General features: G+C 73.2%; 16 protein-coding genes. 10 read left to right on the top strand and 6 right to left on the bottom strand.

From position 1 onward, the window contains the following. Positions 1-68 precede the first annotated feature (68 nt). Together KO717_RS28265 and KO717_RS28270 are read right to left on the bottom strand one after the other, a co-directional pair. On the bottom strand, positions 69-857 hold the full coding sequence (locus tag KO717_RS28265; protein ID WP_301372128.1) for an ABC transporter permease: 789 nt from the start codon (positions 855-857) through the stop codon (positions 69-71). Beyond that, positions 854-1,816, bottom strand: a complete 963-nt coding sequence (locus KO717_RS28270) for an ATP-binding cassette domain-containing protein (RefSeq protein ID WP_301372130.1) — start codon at positions 1,814-1,816, stop codon at positions 854-856. The genes KO717_RS28265 and KO717_RS28270 overlap by 4 nt, the downstream gene beginning before the upstream one ends. Positions 1,817-1,889: 73 nt before the next feature. Between KO717_RS28270 and KO717_RS28275 the strand changes: the two genes are divergently transcribed. Next, positions 1,890-2,615, top strand: a complete 726-nt coding sequence (locus KO717_RS28275) for a TetR/AcrR family transcriptional regulator (protein ID WP_301372131.1) — start codon at positions 1,890-1,892, stop codon at positions 2,613-2,615. A 30-nt stretch (positions 2,616-2,645) separates the two neighbouring features. On the opposite strand, the gene KO717_RS28280 is transcribed toward KO717_RS28275, so the two are convergent. Further along, on the bottom strand, positions 2,646-3,770 hold the full coding sequence (locus KO717_RS28280; RefSeq protein ID WP_301374823.1) for a type ISP restriction/modification enzyme: 1,125 nt from the start codon (positions 3,768-3,770) through the stop codon (positions 2,646-2,648). A gap of 136 nt (positions 3,771-3,906) precedes the next feature. Between KO717_RS28280 and KO717_RS28285 the strand changes: the two genes are divergently transcribed. After that, on the top strand, positions 3,907-4,068 hold the full coding sequence (locus tag KO717_RS28285; RefSeq protein WP_266598284.1) for a hypothetical protein: 162 nt from the start codon (positions 3,907-3,909) through the stop codon (positions 4,066-4,068). Positions 4,069-4,103: 35 nt separating this feature from the next. Here KO717_RS28285 and KO717_RS28290 read toward each other — a convergent pair whose 3' ends face one another. Together KO717_RS28290 and hmgA are read right to left on the bottom strand one after the other, a co-directional pair. Further along, on the bottom strand, positions 4,104-4,853 hold the full coding sequence (locus tag KO717_RS28290; RefSeq protein WP_109780966.1) for a GntR family transcriptional regulator: 750 nt from the start codon (positions 4,851-4,853) through the stop codon (positions 4,104-4,106). Between the two features lie 96 nt (positions 4,854-4,949). Further along, a complete protein-coding gene (hmgA, locus tag KO717_RS28295) occupies positions 4,950-6,263 on the bottom strand; it encodes a homogentisate 1,2-dioxygenase (RefSeq protein WP_301372132.1) in 1,314 nt (437 codons plus the stop codon). Between the two features lie 209 nt (positions 6,264-6,472). On the opposite strand from hmgA, the gene KO717_RS28300 reads away from it, so the two are divergent. Together KO717_RS28300 and KO717_RS28305 are read left to right on the top strand one after the other, a co-directional pair. Next, on the top strand, positions 6,473-8,629 hold the full coding sequence (locus KO717_RS28300) for a right-handed parallel beta-helix repeat-containing protein (protein WP_301372133.1): 2,157 nt from the start codon (positions 6,473-6,475) through the stop codon (positions 8,627-8,629). A 133-nt stretch (positions 8,630-8,762) separates the two neighbouring features. After that, positions 8,763-9,578, top strand: coding sequence for a hypothetical protein (locus KO717_RS28305; RefSeq protein WP_301374825.1), 816 nt, complete (start codon positions 8,763-8,765; stop codon positions 9,576-9,578). A gap of 30 nt (positions 9,579-9,608) precedes the next feature. Here KO717_RS28305 and KO717_RS37375 read toward each other — a convergent pair whose 3' ends face one another. Then, entirely contained in the window at positions 9,609-10,070 is a 462-nt protein-coding gene (locus KO717_RS37375; protein ID WP_367401546.1) for a polymer-forming cytoskeletal protein, read from the bottom strand. Between the two features lie 178 nt (positions 10,071-10,248). Here KO717_RS37375 and KO717_RS28310 point away from each other — a divergent pair, with 178 nt between their 5' ends. From KO717_RS28310 to KO717_RS28335, 6 genes are all read left to right on the top strand, one after another. Beyond that, positions 10,249-11,550 (top strand): hypothetical protein, encoded by a 1,302-nt coding sequence (locus tag KO717_RS28310; protein ID WP_301372134.1) that lies wholly within the window; start codon positions 10,249-10,251, stop codon positions 11,548-11,550. Between the two features lie 35 nt (positions 11,551-11,585). Beyond that, positions 11,586-12,206, top strand: coding sequence for a TetR/AcrR family transcriptional regulator (locus KO717_RS28315; protein ID WP_301374826.1), 621 nt, complete (start codon positions 11,586-11,588; stop codon positions 12,204-12,206). Between the two features lie 200 nt (positions 12,207-12,406). Beyond that, positions 12,407-14,605 (top strand): molybdopterin oxidoreductase family protein, encoded by a 2,199-nt coding sequence (locus tag KO717_RS28320; RefSeq protein WP_301372135.1) that lies wholly within the window; start codon positions 12,407-12,409, stop codon positions 14,603-14,605. 73 nt (positions 14,606-14,678) lie between these two features. After that, entirely contained in the window at positions 14,679-16,169 is a 1,491-nt protein-coding gene (locus KO717_RS28325) for a CitMHS family transporter (RefSeq protein ID WP_301372136.1), read from the top strand. Between the two features lie 98 nt (positions 16,170-16,267). Beyond that, entirely contained in the window at positions 16,268-17,680 is a 1,413-nt protein-coding gene (locus KO717_RS28330; RefSeq protein ID WP_301372137.1) for an aldehyde dehydrogenase family protein, read from the top strand. 91 nt (positions 17,681-17,771) lie between these two features. Beyond that, positions 17,772-18,851 (top strand): Zn-dependent alcohol dehydrogenase, encoded by a 1,080-nt coding sequence (locus KO717_RS28335; RefSeq protein WP_301374827.1) that lies wholly within the window; start codon positions 17,772-17,774, stop codon positions 18,849-18,851. Positions 18,852-18,917 lie beyond the last annotated feature (66 nt).

Here is an 18,917-nt window from a genome sequence, read left to right on the forward strand (position 1 = left end):
TACCGGGTCGACGGGCCGCTGTCACCACACCGGCGGCGATGCGCGCCATTGATCACATATGACGGCCGCTACCGGGCCCCGTGGGCGAACCGGCGCGTGGCCAGCGGTACGAACAGTGCGAGCAGCAGCCCCGACCACAGCAGCGCCCCGGCCACGGGGTGCGCCGCCGGCCAGGCGGCGCCCGCCGCGGCCTCGCCCCCGGCGTTCCCGCACAGCTCGCGCACGGCGGTGGCGACGGCGCTGATCGGGTTCCACTCGGCGACCGCCCGCAGCCACCCGGGCAGCCCCGCGGTCGGCAGGTACGCGCTGGAGAGCATCGGCAGGACGAAGGTGGCGCTGCCGAGCTGGCCGGCCGCCTCCTCGCTGCTGCTCAGCAGGCCGAGATACGTGCCCACCCACGCGGTGGCGAAGCGGAACAGCAGCAGCACGCCCAGGGCCCCCAGCGCGCCGGGCAGGCCGTTCTCGATGCGCCAGCCCATCAACAGCCCGACCAGCATCAGCGGCACCATCGACACGCCGGTGGTCAGCAGATCGGCGGCCGTCTGCCCGAGCGGTACGGCGGTGCGGCTCATCGGCAGGGTCCGGAAACGGTCCATCACCCCGCGGTGGGCGTCCTGCGCGGCCGTGAACATGCCGGTCATCAGACCGTTCGCGGCGGTGGCGGCCAGCAGCCCGGGGACCAGGAACTCCCGGTACTCCGCGCCCGGCATGGCGAGCGCGCTGCCGAAGACGTAGCCGAAGAACAGCAGCATGGTGATCGGCATGGTCTGGGTGAGGACCAGCAGCGCCGGGGCGTGCCGGGCCTTCTGGAGCTGGCGGGTGAGGACGGCTCCGCCGTCTGACAGCAGGGTGCTCATGCGGCGTACTCCTGGTCGGCGGAACGGGCCTGGGTGAGGCGCAGGAACACCTCGTCGAGGGTGGGCGGGCGCAGGCCGGCGTCCGTGACCGGAACGCCGGCGCTGTCGAGCTCCCGGATGATCCGCGGCAGGGTGAGCCCGCTGTCGAGTACGGTCGCGCCGACCGTCAGCCGCTCTTCGTCGAGTACGGGCCGGCCCCCGGTGAGCTGGTCGAGGACGCAGGCGGCGCCGGCAAGTGCCGCGCGGTTGGTGACCGTGACCTCCGCGTAGGAGCCGATGCGGGCCTTGAGGCCGTCCGGGGTGCCGGTGGCGGCCACCCGGCCGCGGTCGACGACCACGATGTCGTCGGCGAGCCGGTCGGCCTCCTCCAGGTACTGGGTGGTGAGCAGCACCGTGGTGCCCTCCTCCGCGAGTTCGCGCACCGCGCTCCAGATCTGCTCGCGGGCCGCCGGGTCGAGGCCGGTGGTGGGCTCGTCGAGGAACAGCACCCAGGGGCGGGTCACCAGCCCGGCGGCCAGGTCCAGGCGCCGCTTCATGCCGCCGGACCAGGTGCCGGCCACCCGGTCGGCGGCCTCGCCGAGCCCGAAGCGCTCCAGCAGTTCGTCCGCGCGGGCCCGGCCCGCGGAGCCGGGCAGTCCGGCCAGCCGGGCGAAGAGCCGGAGGTTCTCACGGCCGGTCAGGTCCCCGTCGACGGAGGCGTACTGGCCGGTGACACCGATGGCGCGGCGGACGGCCGCGGGCTCGCGGGTGACGTCGTGGCCGGCGACGAGCGCGCGGCCGGCGGTGGGCGTCGTGAGGGTGGTGAGGATCCGGACGGCGGTGGTCTTGCCCGCGCCGTTGGGGCCGAGGAGGCCGCAGACCGTGCCCTCGGGGACGGCGAGGTCGAGGCCGCGCAGGGCGTGGACCTCCCCGTAGCTCTTCTCCAGACCTTCACTAAGTACAGCGTACGTAGTCGTCATGTGTGTCACCGTACCTCACTACGTACGGTGTACGTAACTAAGATGGTGGGGAGACGGAGAGGTGATCTGAGCCATGACAGCCGGCGGGCGACCCGCTGAACCCGAAGTGATCTGGTCCCGCCCCCAGCGGGCCGGCCGCGGCCCCAGGCCCGCGCACAGCCGCGAGTCCATCGCGTCCGAGGCGGTGCGCATCGCCGACGGGGAGGGGATCGAGGCCGTCTCCATGCGCCGCGTGGCGGCCGGGATCGGCGCGGGGACGATGTCCCTCTACAACTACGTGCCGCGCAAGGAGGACCTGTACGAGCTGATGGTCGACGCGGTCAGCGGGGAGTACGAGTTCCCCGCGCCGACCGGCGACTGGCGGGCCGACCTGCTCGCGCTGGCCCGCCGGACGCGCGCGCTGATGCACCGCCATCCCTGGCTGCCGCGCCTGCTGAGCCCCGTCTACGGCTTCGGCCCCAACGCCCTGCGCTACCTGGAGTACAGCCTGGACTGCCTGGCTCCGCTCGACGTGCCGGACGGCGAGAAGCTGGAGCTCGTCGCCGCCGTCAACGGGACCGTCGCGACCTACGTGGCCAGCGAGCTGGCGCTGGCCGAACGGGCCCGGTCGCTGCCCTGGGGCGAGGCGGAGGAGCAGCGCGTACGGACGGCCTGGCTCGGCTCCCGGCTGGCCGCCGGGGAGTATCCGCGGCTGGCGGCGGCCCTCGGCGGCGGCGGCCCGGTCCCGGGAGCCGGGCTCGACATGGACCAGGTCTTCGACCGTACGGTGTCCCGGCTGCTGGGGGCCTGGGGGGCGTAGTCCCGCCTTCGGCCCGCCCTCCTCGGATCGTCAGAGGAGGGCGAACTGCCCGCCCGGGCCCTCCTCCTGGTGGTCCAGCACCGAAGCCGGGCGCCGGGCCCAGGCCGGCGGCGGCAGCACCCCGGCCGCGCGCAGCGCCTCCGCCGACAGCGCCGGCCCGGTCTCGAACGCGGCCCGCTCCGGGGCCAGTTCGGCCAGCAGCGCCAGCGTGGTCACCAGCGCGAGCAGCTCCGAGGTCCAGCTCTGCGGCCACTCGGCCGGCCCGAGCGCGGCCAGACTGTCGGCGTCCGCACCCCGGTGTGCGGTGCGGGCGGCGAACCAGGCCGGGAGCACCCGCACGCCCTGCGCCTCGTACTCCCAGGCCCCGGCCGGCACGGGGGAGACCGTTCCGCTCCCGAGGCTCAGCGTCTCGCTCGCGGCGTCGTACGCGAGCTCCCGCGGCCAGCCCGCGACCGCCGAGCGCACGTACGGCCGGCGCCCGCCGGGCAGCCGCGGCGGCTCACCGCCGCGCGCGCCGCGCAGCTGCACGCTCAGCAGCCGGTGCCCCAGCTCCAGCCCGGCCCGCCACTGCTCGGAGCCGGTGGCGAGCGGGACCTCGTACCCGCGCGGGCCCGGGCGGCCCGCCGCGAGGATCCAGCACAGGACGTCCTCGGGGGTGACCCGGCCGCCGTGGCGCGCACCGAGCAGGGACAGCAGACCGGGTGCGAGATTCGGCTCGGCGCCGCCGGGGCGCCGGTGCAGGGGGCGGATCCGGCCGAGGCGGCCGACCGGGAGGTGCGCGGTGACCAGCGGATCGGGGGTTTCGACGAGGAACAGCTGGTGCTCGTCCCGCACCCGCCAGAGCTCGGGGCGGGCCGCGTCGATGAGCCGCTGGTCGGGCAGCAGCCACTGCTCGTCGAAGGGCTCGCGGAGTACCCGTACGGGGTCGGGGCAGGGGCCCGGGGCGTCGGCGAAACGGGCCGTGGCCGCCGAGCGCTGCCCCGGCAGGGCGGCCGCGCCGGCGTCGGGCCCGCGGCTGCGGCTCGGGCGGAACAGCCGCTCCCGCTCGGCGCCTTCGGAGCCGGTCAGGGCGGCCCAGCGGGCGCGCAGGGCCGCCGGATCGGGTGCGGCCACCCAGTCCCGGCCCAGGCGCAGGCCGCCCACGGACCAGGGCATCAGATCCTCGATCAGCGGTACGTCTTCGCTCACGCCGCCGATGGTAGCGACGGGATCCGATGGCCGGGCTACGTCCAGGCCGAAGAGCTAGGCTCCTTATGTACGCATACGTACGGTATCGACCGAGGAGGCGGTCATGAGCCAGTACGACGAATACACGACCCCGTCACAGGCCGAGGGCGAGCGCCTCGACGAGGACATGGACGAGGTCCAGCGCAAGCAGCGGCACCCCCAGACGATGCGGACCACGCCGTCCCAGGCGGAGGGCGAACGCACCAGGGAGGACGACGAGAAGTAGTCGCGCGCAGTCGCAGGGGCGCCGCAGGAGCGGCGTCAGTGCGCGTCGACCGTCACGGTGAAGGAGAACCGGTCGCCCCGGTAGCGGATCCGGGCCACGTCCACCACCCGGCCGTCCTCGTCGTACGTGACGCCCGTGTAGTGCAGGATCGGGCTCAGCAACGGCACCTGGAGCAGCTCGGCCGTCTCCGGGTCGGCCAGCCGGGCCTCCACCGTGTCCGTGATCCGGCTGATGCGGACCCCCACGACGTCCCGCAGGACCTTCGTCATCGGCCAGCGTTCGAGATCGGCGAGATCCACCGCCTCGGCGAACTCCGGGAGGACGGCGTTCTCCGCCCAGTTCGTCGGCTCGCCGCTCTCCCGGTCGTGGCGCAGGCGGCGGTACGTGACCACCTCGGCCGTGTCCGGGAAGTGCTCCAGCAGCTCCCCGGACACGGCCGTGCGGCCGTGCCCGAGGATCGTCGTGCGGTCGCCCGACTGCTGGGCCACGATCGCGTCGACCGAGCCCAGCAGCCGGACCGGGGTGCTGCGCAGCGCGCCCGGCTCGATGAAGGTGCCGCGCCGCCGGTGCCGGCTGATCAGGCCCTCGCCCTCCAGCTCCTTGAGCGCCTGCCGCATGGTCAGCACGCTCACCCCGTAGTGTCCGGCCAGCTGCTCCTCGGTGGGCAGGCGCAGCGAGGCGTCCGGGGTGCGCCCCAGTATCGAGGCGCGCAGTGACTGCGACACCTGGTACCAGAGCGGCAGCTTCCGGTTCAGTACCAGCGAGTCGGGGGCGAAGGCGGTCACGGGTGGATCTCCGAAGGCTGGACAGGGGTGGCGTGCGGGGCATGCAGCGTACGGGTACGGGTACCGGTACGGCGCATGCAGCGTATGCAGTGCAGGTCAGGCGCGGAAGTGGCGCTGCAGACCCTGCCACACGTCGTCGTAGCCGCGCTGGAGGTGATCGGCGCCGGCCGCCTGTGCGGTGGCGGTGATCGGCCAGCGGGTCTCGAACATGAAGGCCAGGCCGTCGTCGATCTTCTGCGGCTTCAGCTCGGCCGCACTCGCCCGCTCGAAGGTCTCGTGGTCGGGTCCGTGCGCGGACATCATGTTGTGGAGCGAGCCGCCGCCGGGGACGAAGCCCTCGGCCTTGGCGTCGTAGGCCCCCTCGATGAGGCCCATGTACTCGCTCATCACGTTGCGGTGGAAGTAGGGCGGACGGAAGGTGTCCTCGCCGACCAGCCAGCGCGGGGCGAAGACCACGAAGTCCACGCCCGCCAGCCCCGGGGTGTCGGAGGGCGAGGTCAGCACAGTGAAGATCGACGGGTCGGGGTGGTCGTAGCTGATCGAACCCAGGACGTTGAAGCGGCGCATGTCGTACACGTACGGGACGTGGCTGCCGTGCCAGGCGACCACGTCGAGCGGCGAGTGGTCGTAGGTGGTGGCCCAGAGGTTGCCGCAGAACTTGTTGATCACCTCGGTGGGGCGCTCGCTGTCCTCGTACGCGGCGACGGGGGCCTGGAAGTCCCGCGCGGCGGCGAGGCCGTTGGCGCCGATCGGGCCCAGGTTCGGCAGCTCGAAGGGCTGGCCGTAGTTCTCGCAGATGTAGCCGCGGGCGTCGGCGTCGAGCAGCTCGACGCGGAAGCGGACGCCGCGGGGGATGAGGGCCATGTCGCCCGGGCGGGCGGCGAGCAGGCCCAGCTCGGTGCGCAGGAGCAGTCCGCCGCGCTCGGGAACGATCAGCAGCTCGCCGTCGGAGTCGCTGAACACCCGGTCGGTCATGTCGGCGTTGGCGGCGTAGAGGTGGATGGCCATGCCGGCGCGCTGGGCGGCGTCGCCGTTGCCGCCGAGGGTCCACAGGCCGGCGAGGAAGTCGGTGCCGGGGGCCGGGTCGGGCAGCGGGTTCCAGCGGAGCCGGTTCGGGTCCGCCACGGACTCGGTGAAGGGCGCGGAACGCAGGGCCCCGTTGTCGATCCGGGTGAAGGGCGGGTGCGCGGCCGACGGGCGGATCCGGTAGAGCCAGGAGCGCCGGTTGTGGGTGCGGGGCTCGGTGAAGGCGCTGCCGCTGAGCTGCTCGGCGTAGAGGCCGAGGGGTGCGCGCTGGGGCGAGTTCCGGCCGATCGGCAGTGCGCCGGGGACGGCCTCCGAGCTGTGCTCGTTGCCGAAGCCGGTGAGGTACTCCAGTGCCTCTGCCGTCTTCCTGGCCTGCTCGCTCATGTGCTGCTCCCGCTCCGTCGAAGGAATCCTATGGTCGACAGTAGGATTCCGTGGCTCGCACGTCAACGGCGGGCCCGTGCCCGGTCCGGAGATCGGCGGGAAAGGCCGGAAATGGTGTAGGGGGCGACGGGTGTGCGGACGGAGCTGCCGGAACACGGATTCGGTCGAGGGGGATCCCAAAAGATGAACATTGCTCTACTCTCACGCGCATGTCGTGGACCCGCAGGTTCCCTGCCGTGCCGGCGGCGCTCCTCGCCGCCCTTCTCGCCCTCCTCTCCCTCCTCGTCGCGGCGCCCGCCGCCAGCGCACACGAGGAGCGCCCGATCACCCTCCCGGACGGCTCCGGATCGGTACCCGAGTACCGCACGGCGGAGCCCGACCTGATCGTCTGCAAAACCGACCGGCCCGCCTTCGAACGCCGGATATCCGCCTTCCCCGACGAGCTCAGGCAGCGCAACCTCGCCCTGTACGAGCGGTGCGAGAAGAGCGGCTACCGGCACCTGCAGGAGGCCGTCGACGCCGTCGACCGGCCCGGGATGAACATCGCGATCCTCCCCGGCCTGTACGAGGAGGAGCCCTCGCTCCCCGCGCCGACGGGGGAGTGCGCCGCGCTCAAGGCCCCCCAGTCCTCGCTCGGGTACCAGATCCTGTCCTACGAGCAGCAGGTGCAGTGCCGGCACAACCAGAACCTCGTCGCCATCCTCGGCAAGACGAACCTGCAGATCGAGGGCACGGGCGCGTCACGGCTCGACGTCGTCGTCGACGCCAAGTACCAGAAGCTGAACGCCATCCGCGCGGACAGGTCCGACGGCGTCTACTTCCGCAACTTCACCGCCCAGCGCACCACCTTCAACTCGCTGTACGTGCTCGCGGGCGACGGCTTCGTCATCGACGACGTGCTGACCCGCTGGAACGACGAGTACGGTTTCCTGACCTTCGCCAGCGACCACGGGCTCTACAAGAACTGCGAGTCCTACGGGAACGGCGACTCCGGCATCTACCCGGGCAGCGCCTCGAACATCAACGACGGCCGCGGCTACGAGGTCCCCCGGTACTCCATCGAGATCACCGGCTGCCGCAGCCACCACAACATGGTCGGCTACTCCGGCACCGCGGGCGACTCGGTGTGGGTGCACGACAACGAGTTCGACCAGAACATGGGCGGCGCCTCGATGGACAGCGCCTTCCCCGGCCACCCCGGACTCCCTCAGAACCACGCCAAGTTCGAGCGGAACCTGATCCACGACAACAACCAGGACTACTACGGGTTCGTCGCCGACGGCACCTGCGCCAAACCGCCGATCGAACGCGGCTACGAGCGGGGCGTGGTCTGCCCGCAGATCTCCATGCCGCCGGGCACCGGCATCATCACCGCGGGCGGCAACTGGAACCTCTACGAGAACAACTGGGTGTACGGGCACCGGCGCGCGGGCTTCTTCCTCAGCGCGGTCCCCGCCTTCATCCGCGGTGAGGAGGCGTGGTCGAAGCAGACCGACACCTCCCACCACAACCGGTACGCCGGGAACGTCATGGGCAAGGACAAGTCCGGCGCCGCCCACCCCAACGGCATGGACGTGTGGTGGGACGGCCAGGGGCGCGCCAACTGCTGGCAGGACGGACCCGACGGCTCCACCCCCGGCGCGGTCCCGCAGTGCGGCGACCGCCGGGGCGAGGTCTCGGGGGCGTCCGCCCGCCTGGTCGGCGAACCGGTCAAGCTGGCCCAACTCCTCGTCTGCGCGGACTACAACGTCCAGGCGCGCAAACTCCCGTCCGGCTGCGACTGGTACGGCGCGCGCGGACTGGAGCGGGTGGAGACCCAGCTCGCGCTGGCCGTGGCCGCGGTGCTGCTGCTCGTCGGCAGCGTCCTGTGGTGGCGCCGCCTGCGCGGCTCCCGGCTGGGCACGGCCGCCACGCTGGCCGGGCTGGCGGGTCTGGTCCTGGACGTGGCGGGCTCCACCATGCCCCTGACCGCCACCTTCGTCCCGGCACTCGCCCTCCTCCTGCTCGGCCTGTGGTGGACGGGCGCCGGCCTGGTCCTGCGCCCCACCCGCCCCTGGCTGGCCCGCCTGACCCTGCTGCTGGCCGGGCTCACCCTGCTGGACGCCTTCGACAAGGCCGTCCTGATGATCCCCTGGACCCCTCTGAGCCCCGCCTGGGTACGCGCCCTGGTCGCCGTGATCTGGGTCCTGTGGGCGGTGGTGGCCTCGGCCCGCCCGGGCACCCCGGCCCGCCCGTCCGGCCCGGGCGGCGACCCTGCGGGCGACCGCGCCCCGGTCCCCTCCGACCCCGCACCGGCGCTGAGCGCGGCCGCCCCCGAGCCCCCGGCGACCCAGGTGACCCCGACGACCCCGGACCCCGCGCCGTGACCCCCGCCCACGCCGCCCCGACCACAGGAGGCCAGCCGTGACCGACCGGCCCGACGACGACAACCGGTGCGACGCCTGCGGTACGCCGCCCCGCGCGGCGCGCAGGCTCCGCCGGACCGCCCGCGCCACGGCCCTGCTCGCCCTCGCCCTGCTGCTCGCGGGCGGCGCGGCGACGGGCTGCGGCGGGCGGGCCACCACCCACCACAAGCCCGGCACCAGCCACGAGCAGGCCTCCGGCGGCGTGGGCACCCTGCTCACGGCCACCGACGCCACCGGCCACCGGCTCCGCGAGGTCCCGGCCCAGGGTGCGCCGGAGGTCCGGCTGACCGTCCGCCCGGACTCGGAGGACGGCTGGAACCTCCAACTGGCCGCGACGAACTACCGCTTCACCCCGGACAGCACCGGCGGCGCCGCCCTCCCGGGCGCGGGCCACGCCCACCTGGAGCTCGACGGCCGCAAGCTGGCCCGGCTGTACGGCCCCTGGTTCCACCTGCCGGCGGCGCAGGTCCCCGAGGGCGCGCACACCCTGACCGTCCGCCTCTACGCCGACGACCACACCGCCTGGGCGGTCTCGGGCAAGCCGGTCGAGGGCACGGCCCAGCTCACCGCCACCGCCCCGGGCGGGCCGGGCGGCCACAGCCACGGGGACACCCCGCCGCCGGGCCGGACCCCGGAGCCGGAGCAGGCCGACCGCACGGTCGCCATCACCGTCCGGGACGGCAAGGTCAGCCCGGCCCCCGCCCGCACCGAGCTGCGGCGCGGAGAACGCGTGGCCCTGCGCGTCACGAGCGACCGCGCGGACACCCTGCACGTCCACGGCTACGACAAGGAACTCGCCCTGCCTGCAGGCCAGGAGGCCACCCTGATCCTGACGGCCGACCGCACGGGCCTCTTCGAGGTCGAGACCCACGAGTCCAGCCTCGTCCTGACCCAACTCCTCGTCCGATGACCCCACCCCGCCCCGAACCCAGCCCCCTGCTCACAGCTGAGCCCGGGCTGACGCCTCGGCCCGCAGCCCAGCCGACACCGGGTCCTGTGCCCGTACCGGGTCCTGTGCCCGTACAGGGCCCTGCGTTTGGCCCTGGACCCGTACCGGGCCCTGGACCCGTACCGGGCCTTGGACCCGTACCGGGCCCTGGACCCGTACCGGGCCTTGGACCCGTACCGGGCCTTGGACCCGTACCGGGCCTTGGACCCGTACCGGGCCTTGGACCCGTACCGGGCCTTGGACCCGTACCGGGCCTTGGACCCGTACCGGGCCTTGGACCCGTACCGGGCCTTGGACCCGTACCGGGCCTTGGACCCGTACCGGGCCTTGGACCCGTACCGGGCCTTGGACCCGTACCGGGCCTTGGACCCGTACCGGGCCCTGGACCCGTACCGGGCCCTGGACCCGGACCCGTACCGGGTCCTGGGACTGGGACCGCGCCCCGGCCCGCACGGCCTGGTGTCCCGCCCGCGTTCGCGGGCGGCGTCCCGCCCCGGCCGCCCGGACCCGGGCCGAAGGCCGGGCGGCGGGGTCGTGTCGCCGACGGGACGTCGCCCAGGGCGGGGAGACGGTGAGCCCGCTCGGGCCGGATCTCGCCCCAAGCGCCGGCGAGGGGGCCCACGGCCAGGGCGTGGTCCTTCACCCGGCCGATCCGCTCACCTCGCTCGCGCACGGGATCGGGTCCCAGCACGATCTGCCGATCTCTCCCTTCTACGCCTTCGCCGGCGCCTTCGCCGCGCTGTTCGTCTCCTTTCTCGCACTCGGCCTGCTCTGGTCCACCTCCCGCTTCCGCGGAGCGCGCTCGGGCCTCGCCCTGCCCGCCGCCCTCCAGCGGGTGGCGGACGCGCCCACCACCCGAACCGTCCTGCGCGGACTGGGTCTCGCCGCCGCGGCGGCCGTCCTGCTCCACCTCCTCCTCGGTCCCGACGACCCCGCGCTCAACCCCGCTCCCGGCGCCGTCTACGTCCTCCTCTGGGTCGGACTCGTGCCCGCCTCCCTCCTCCTCGGCCCCGTCTGGCGCCTGCTCAACCCGCTCCGCACCCTGCACCGCCTGCTCTCCCGCGCCCTGCCCCGCCGCGGCTCCGGCCGCCCCCTTCCCGCCCGGCTCGGTCAGTGGCCCGCCGCCGCCGGACTGTTCGGTTTCACCTGGCTCGAACTCGTCGCTCCTGATCCCGCATCCACCACCACCCTCCTGGTCGCCGTCACCGCCTACGCCACCGCCCAACTCCTGCTCGCCGCCCGCTTCGGCGAGCGCTGGTTCGACGACGGCGACGCCTTCGAGGCGTACTCCGCCCTCCTCGCGCGGCTCGCCCCCCTCGGCCGTCGCAGCGACGGCCGCCTGGTTCTCCGTAACCCCTTCCACGGACTCGACGCGACACCCGAGCGGCCCGGACTCGTCGCCACCGTCTGCGTCCTGCTCGGCTCCACCGCCTACGACGGCTTCTCCGACAACCCCTCGTGGATCAACGCCATACAGACCTCCCCCCTCGGCCGCATCCCCACGGCCACACTCGGACTGCTCGGTTCCATCGCCCTCGTCGCCGCCCTCTACTGCCTCTGCGCCGCCGCCACCCGCCTCGTCAGCGGCCCGCACCCCGGCCCGTTGACCGCCTTCGCGCACTCACTCGTACCGATCGCGCTCGGCTATCTCACCGCCCACTACTTCTCCCTCCTGGTAGTCGAAGGGCCACGCACAGTAAGCATGGCACTCGGCACTGACAACGCCCCCGAACCCGTGCCGCCGCTCGGTCCCGGCGGCCTCGCCGCCCTCCAGGTCGTCGCCGTCGTCACCGGTCACGTCCTCGGCGTCGTCGCGGCCCACGACCGGTCCGTGCGACTTTTCCCGCCCGCGAAGGCGGTGGCCGGACAACTGCCGCTGCTGGTGCTGATGATCACTTACACCGTCGGAGGGCTCAGCCTTCTGCTGAACTGATCCCCCCACGGAACCGAGAAGCGAGGAGCGGCATGATGGACCCCGTGCCTCCCGCCCACTCCCTGCGCCGAACGCCCGTCCAGCAGCGCAGCGCCGACCGGCTCGCCCGGATCCTCGACGCCTGCGCCGAGCTGCTGGACGAGACCGGGTACGACAACCTCAGCACCCGCGCCGTGGCCCAGCGTGCCGGCGTGCCGATCGGTTCCGTCTACCGTTTCTTCGGCAACAAGCGGGCCATGGCCATCGCCCTCGCCCACCGCAACCTGGACCGCTATGTCGACGGCATCGCGGACCGGCTCGCCGACCTCCCGGCCACCCACTGGCGGCCCGTCGTGGACGCGGTACTGGACGAGTACCTGGCCATGAAGCGCAGCGTTCCCGGCTTCGCGCTCGTCGACTTCGGCGTGCCCGCGCCTCCGGCCGAGGGGCCTGAGGCGGATCCCAACCATCAGGTCGCCGACCGGCTGACGGAGCTGCTCTCCGCCCATCTCGCCCTGACCCCGGACGCCACCCTGGAGCGGGCCGTCCTCGTCGCGGTCGAGGCCACCGACGCGCTGATACAACTCGCCTTCCGGGCCGACCCGGCCGGGGATCCCGGCATCGTCGCCGAGACCCGGGCGATGATGCACGCGTACCTGGCCCGCGTGCTGGACTGACCCCTTCCGGCCCCGGCCCCGGCCCCGGTTCCGGCTCCGTTGCCGCTGTCTCTGTCCGGCCCGGGGGAAGTGCCGGCCGTCACCCGTAACCACTCGGTCCCGCACACCCCTCCCCTCCATGCGTACCGGTCGGTATGCTCGACGCACTCCGCGTGCCCGTACCCGTGCCCGTGCCGCAGACCGCCGCCCCTGGAGGGCCCATGTCCCGCACAGCCCTGCGTATCTGCCCGCTCTGCGAAGCCACCTGCGGTCTCACCCTGACCCTCGCGAACGGGGCGGTCACCGGAGCCCGCGGCGACCGCGAGGACGTCTTCAGCCGCGGCTTCATCTGCCCCAAGGGGGCTGCGTTCGGAGCGCTCGACTCCGACCCCGACCGGTTGCGGGGTCCCCTCGTCCGCCGCGACGGCCGGTTGCGGGAGGCCACCTGGGAGGAGGCCTTCGAGGCCATCGCGGCCGCCGTCCCCGCCCTGGTCCAGGAGTACGGGGCCCAGTCGGCCGGGGTCGTACTCGGCAACCCGAACGTCCACACCATGGCCGGCGCCCTCTACCCGCCCCTGCTCCTCAAGAGCCTCGGCACCCGCAACCTGTTCACCGCCAGCACCCTCGACCAGATGCCCAAGCACGTGTCCAGCGGGCTGCTCTTCGGCGACCCCTTCGCCATCCCGGTCCCCGACCTCGACCGGACCGACTTCCTCCTGCTCCTGGGCGCGAACCCGGTCGAGTCCAACGGCTCCCTGTGCACCGCCCCCGACTTCCCGGGCCGGCTCAAGGCCCTGCGCGCCCGCGGCGGCACCCTGGTCGTCGTCGACCCGCGCCGTACGCGCACCGCCGCACTCGCCGACCGCCACCTCGCGCCGCGCCCGGGCAGCGACGCGCTGCTGCTCGCCGCCCTCGCGCACACCCTGATCGAGGAGAAGCTCACCGCCCCCGGAGCGCTGGAGGAACACTGCGACGGCATCGGGGAACTCGGCGCAGCGCTCGGGAGTTTCACTCCTGAGGCCGTCGCACCCGCATGCGACCTCACCGCTGCCGAGATCCGCACCCTCGCCCGCGAGCTCGCGGCCGCGCCCACCGCCGCCGTCTACGCCCGGATCGGCAGCTGCACCGTCGAGTTCGGCACGCTCGCGAGCTGGCTGGTCGACGTCCTGAACATCCTCACCGGCAACCTCGACCGGCCGGGCGGAGCCCTCTTCCCGCTGTCCGCGACGGCCCCCGCCGGCCGCCCCCCGGGACCGGGCAAGGGATTCGCCCTCGGCCGCTGGTCGAGCCGGGTCGCCGGCCATCCCGAGGTCAAGGGCGAGCTGCCCATGGCCGCCCTCGCGGAGGAGATCGAGACCCCGGGTGACGGGCGGATCCGGGTCCTGCTGGCCATCGCCGCCAACCCGGTCCTGTCCGCACCCGACGGCGACCGGCTGGACCGGGCGCTGGCCGGGCTGGACTTCATGGTCTCGGTCGACCCCTACCTGAACGAGACCTCGCGCCACGCCCACGTCGTCCTGCCACCGCCGCCGCCCTCGCAGAGTGCGCACTTCGACTTCGCGTTCAACGGGTTCGCCGTGCGCAACCAGGCCCGCTATTCGCCCGCCGCTCTCCCGCCGGCGGACGGGCGCATGGACGAGTGCGAGATCCACGCGCGCCTGATCCTCGCGGTCTCCGGACTGCACGGAGCGCCGCCGGAGGCCGTCGACGAGCGCGTCATCGCCGACAGCCTGGCCCGGGCCGTCACCGATCCCCACTCACCGCTCCACGGCGGCGACCCGCAGGAGCTGTCCCGGCGGCTGACCGGCCGCACCGGGCCCGAGCGGCGCCTCGACCTGATGCTGCGCACCGGCCCGTACGGCCTGACGCTCGACGATCTGCGGCAGGCGCCGCACGGCATCGACCTCGGCCCGCTGCAGCCCCGGCTCCCGGGCGTGCTGAAGACCCGCAGCGGCAGGATCGAGCTGCTCCCGGACCAGATCGCGGCCGAGCTCCCCAGGCTGCGTGCGGCGCTCGCCGACCGCCCCGCCGCCCTGGTGCTCGTGGGCCGCCGCCATCTGCGGTCCAACAACAGCTGGTTGCACAACGTCCCTGCCCTCACCGGAGGTTCCAACCGCTGCACCCTTCAGGTCCATCCGCAGGACGCGGACCGGCTCGGCCTCGTCGACGGAGGGCAGGCCAGGATCACCGCCGACGGCGGGAGCCTGGAGGTGCCCGTCGAGGTCACCGACGCCATCCGCAGCGGCGTGGTGAGCCTTCCGCACGGCTGGGGTCACGACCGGGCCGGCTCGCGGCTGTCGGTGGCCGCCGCGACGCCCGGCGCGAACGTCAACCAGCTGCTCGACGGCACCCGCATGGACCGGCTGTCCGGCACGGCGGTGCTCAACGGCTTCCCCGTCGAACTCACACCACTGCCCTGAGCTGGGGTTTTGCTCGTATTGCTCACGCGCAGACGTCTTGTTGGCGTACCGAGGGGGCACCTACCTTCCCCCCATGCTGACCTTCCTCGGCTTCGCCATGATCGCGACATTCCTGGTCCTGATCATGATGAAGAAAATGTCGCCCATCGCGGCGCTCGTCCTCATCCCCGCACTCTTCTGCGTGTTCGCAGGGAAGGGTGCGCACCTCGGCGACTACGTCATCGAAGGCGTCGGCAAGCTCGCCCCGACCGCCGCCATGCTGATGTTCGCCATCGTCTACTTCGGCGTGATGATCGACGTCGGCCTGTTCGACCCGATCGTCCGCGGCATCCTGCGCTTCTGCAAGGCGGACCCGATGCGGGTGGTGGTCGGCACCGCCGTCCTCGCCGCGATCGTGTCGCTCGACGGCGACGGATCGACCACCTTCATGATCACGGTCTCGGCCATGTACCCCCTCTACAAGCGGCTCGGCCTGAGCCTGGTGGTGATGACGGGCGTCGCGGCCACGGCCAACGGCGTCATGAACACCCTGCCCTGGGGCGGTCCGACCGCGCGCGCCGCCACCGCACTCAAGCTCGACGCCGCCGACATCTTCGTCCCGATGATCCCGGCGCTCGCGGTGGGCCTGCTGTTCGTGTTCGTCCTGGCGTACGTCCTCGGGGTGAAGGAGCGCCGACGGGTCGGCACGCTGGTGCTGCCCGGTCAGGCGGCGCCGGTGGCCGCCGAGGCGGAGCTGGTCCCGGCCGCGCCCGGCACGTCCGCTGCGGCCGTCGAGGCTGTCGCTGCCGTCGCCGGGACGACGTCCACGTCCGTCGAGGGGTCCGCCGGAGCCACCGCTTCCGCGGGTTCCAAGGCCTCCGCCGCAGGTCCGGCCGCCGGCGCCCCGCACGGGACCGGTTCCGCCCCCGCTCCCGAGGACGGTTTCCAGGGCCTGGACCCCGACCGCCCCACCCTGCGGCCCCGTCTCTACTGGTTCAACGCCGGCCTCACCGTGGCCCTTCTCACCGCCATGATCATGGAGCTGCTGCCCATCCCGGTGCTGTTCCTGCTCGGCGCCGCCCTCGCCCTCACCGTCAACTTCCCGCACATGCCCGACCAGAAGGCCCGGATCGCCGCCCACGCCGACAACGTCCTGAACGTCGCCGGCATGGTCTTCGCCGCGGCCGTCTTCACCGGAGTCCTCACCGGCACCGGCATGGTCAAGCACATGGCCGACTGGCTCGTCGGCGCCATCCCCGAGGGCATGGGCCCGCACATGGCACTGGTCACCGGCCTGCTCAGCCTGCCGCTCACCTACTTCATGTCCAACGACGGCTTCTACTTCGGCGTCCTGCCCGTGCTGGCCGAGGCCGGCGCCGCCCATGGGGTCTCCCCGCTCGAGATCGCCCGTGCCTCGCTCGTCGGCCAGGCCCTGCACATGTCGAGCCCACTGGTTCCGGCCGTCTACGTCCTCGTCGGCATGGCCAAGGTCGAGTTCGGCGACCACACCCGATTCACCGTGAAATGGGCGGCTCTGACCTCGCTCGTGGTCCTCGCGGCGGGGATGCTTTTCGGCATCATCTGAAATCCGGTGCCCCCTGGCCGGCAAAAACTACCGACGCTAGTTTGTAGGGTGTTCGCGAGGTCGGATCTACGCGCTCGTGCGTGCTCGGGAGGAATGCCATGAAGGCCCACGACGGGATGTACATCGGCGGCGCGTGGCGGCCCGCCGCCGGCAGCGATCTGATAGAGGTCGTGAACCCGGCCGACGGCCAGGTCATCGCCCAGGTCCCGGCCGGCACCGAAGAGGACGTGGACGCGGCCGTACGCGCGGCCCGCGCGGCCCTCCCCGGCTGGGCGGCCACGGCCCCGGCCGAGCGGGCCGCCATGATCGGCGCGCTCCGCGACGCACTGCTGGCCCACACGGGCGAGCTGACCGAGACCATCACCGCCGAGCTCGGGTCCCCGCTCGGTTTCTCGAAGGCGGTCCACGTCGGAGCGCCGATCGCCGTGGCCGCCTCCTACGCCGAACTCGCCTCCTCGTACGCCTTCGAGGAGCGGGTCGGGAACTCCACCGTGCTGCTGGAGCCGATCGGGGTGGTCGCGGCCATCACGCCCTGGAACTATCCGCTGCACCAGGTCGTTGCAAAGGTGGCGCCCGCTCTCGCCGCCGGCTGCACCCTCGTCCTCAAGCCGGCCGAGGACACCCCGCTGACCGCACAGCTCTTCGCCGAAGCCGTGCACGAGGCGGGCATCCCGGCCGGAGTCTTCAACCTGGTGACCGGTACCGGTCCGGTCGCCGGCCAGGCCCTCGCCGCGCACGAGGGAGTCGACCTCGTCTCCTTCACCGGCTCGACCGCGGTCGGCAAGCAGATCGGCGCCACGGCCGGCGCCGCCGTCAAGCGGGTCGCGCTCGAACTGGGCGGCAAATCGGCCAATGTCATCCTGCCCGGGGCCGACCTGGTCAAGGCCGTCGCGGCAGGCGTCGGGCACGTCATGAACAACAGCGGCCAGAGCTGCAACGCGCTGACCCGCATGCTCGTCCACCGGGACCACTACGAGGAGGCCGTCTCGCTCGCGGCCGCCGCCGTCGCCGACTACCCCACCGGCGACCCCCGCGAGGCCGGTGTCCGCGTCGGCCCGGTCGTCAACGCCAAGCAGCACGAGCGCGTCCGCGGCTTCATCACCAAGGGCCTGGAGGAAGGCGCGCGCCTCGTCGCCGGCGGGCCCGACGCACCGCTGGAGCAGGGGTACTTCGTGGCGCCGACGGTGTTCGCCGACGTCACGCCCGACATGACCATCGCGCAGGAGGAGATCTTCGGCCCGGTGCTGTCGATCCTCCGCTACGAGGACGAGGAGGAGGCTCTCAGCATCGCCAACGGCACCGTCTACGGCTTGGGCGGCGCCGTCTGGGCCGCCGACGACGCGACGGCCGTGGCCTTCGCGCGCCGGATGGACACCGGGCAGGTGGACATCAACGGCGGCCGCTTCAACGTGCTCGCGCCCTTCGGCGGCTACAAGCAGTCGGGCGTCGGCCGCGAGCTGGGCGCGCACGGTCTGGCGGAGTACCTCCAGACCAAGTCCCTGCAGTTCTGATCCCTCCGCCCGACCCGCCGTACCCGCCCGGCCCGCCTTACCCGCCCGATCTGCCGCACCCGCCCCGTACCGGAAAGACGAGATGACGACCATGGTCCGCGCCGCTGTCCTGCCCGCCGTCGGAGCCCCGCTGGAGATACGGGACATCGTGCTGCCGGATCCCGGCCCCGGGCAGGTCCGGGTGCGGCTCGCCGCAGCCGGCGTGTGCCACTCCGACCTCTCCCTCAGCAACGGCACCATGCGGGTTCCCGTGCCCGCCGTCCTCGGCCACGAGGGCGCGGGCACGGTCCTCGCGGTGGGGGAGGGCGTCACCCACGTCGCCCCCGGCGACGGCGTGGTGCTCAACTGGGCCCCGTCCTGCGGAGAGTGCCACCACTGCACGATCGGTGAGGTCTGGCTCTGCGCCACGGCGCTCACCGGGGTCGGGGCCGTCTACGCGCACGACGCGCAGGGCACCCCACTGCACCCCGGGCTGAATGTGGCCGCCTTCGCCGAGGAGACCCTCGTCGCGGCCAACTGCGTGCTGCCCGCCCCCGCCGGGATCCCGCTCGCCGAGGCCGCCCTCCTCGGCTGCGCCGTCCTCACCGGCTACGGGGCCGTCCACCACAGCGCCCAGGTCCGTCCGGGCGAGTCGGTGGCCGTCTTCGGGGTCGGCGGGGTCGGCCTGGTGGCCCTCCAGGCCGCACGGATCGCGCAGGCCGGCCCGGTCATCGCCGTCGACGTGTCCCCGGCCAAGGAGGAACTGGCCCGTGCGGCCGGAGCCACCGAGTTCGTGCTGGCCTCCGACACCACCGCCCAGCAGATCCGCGCACTGACCGGCGGTCAAGGAGCCGACGTCGCCGTCGAGTGTGTCGGCCGCGCCGAGACCATCCGGGGCGCCTGGGAGTCGACCCGGCGCGGCGGCCGCACCACGGTCGTCGGCATCGGCGGCAAGGAACAGCGGGTGACCTTCCACTCCATGGAGATCTTCCACTTCGCCCGCACCCTCACCGGCTGCGTCTACGGCAACAGCGACCCGGCCCGCGACCTCCCGGTGATCGCCGAGCACGTCCGCGCGGGCCGCCTCGACCTCGGTGCCCTGGTCACCGACCGCATCACCCTCGACGGGATTCCGGCCGCCTTCGACGCCATGCTGGCGGGCAAGGGCGGCCGCTCCCTCATCGTTTTCTAGCCGGGTCCAACGCCTCCTCGCCCCGCGGGTCGTCGAGCGGCACGCGGGCCCGCACCGCCGTGACCA

It is taken from the genome of Streptomyces xanthophaeus (genome assembly GCF_030440515.1).
GTDB classification, from domain to species: Bacteria; Actinomycetota; Actinomycetes; order Streptomycetales; family Streptomycetaceae; genus Streptomyces; species Streptomyces kutzneri.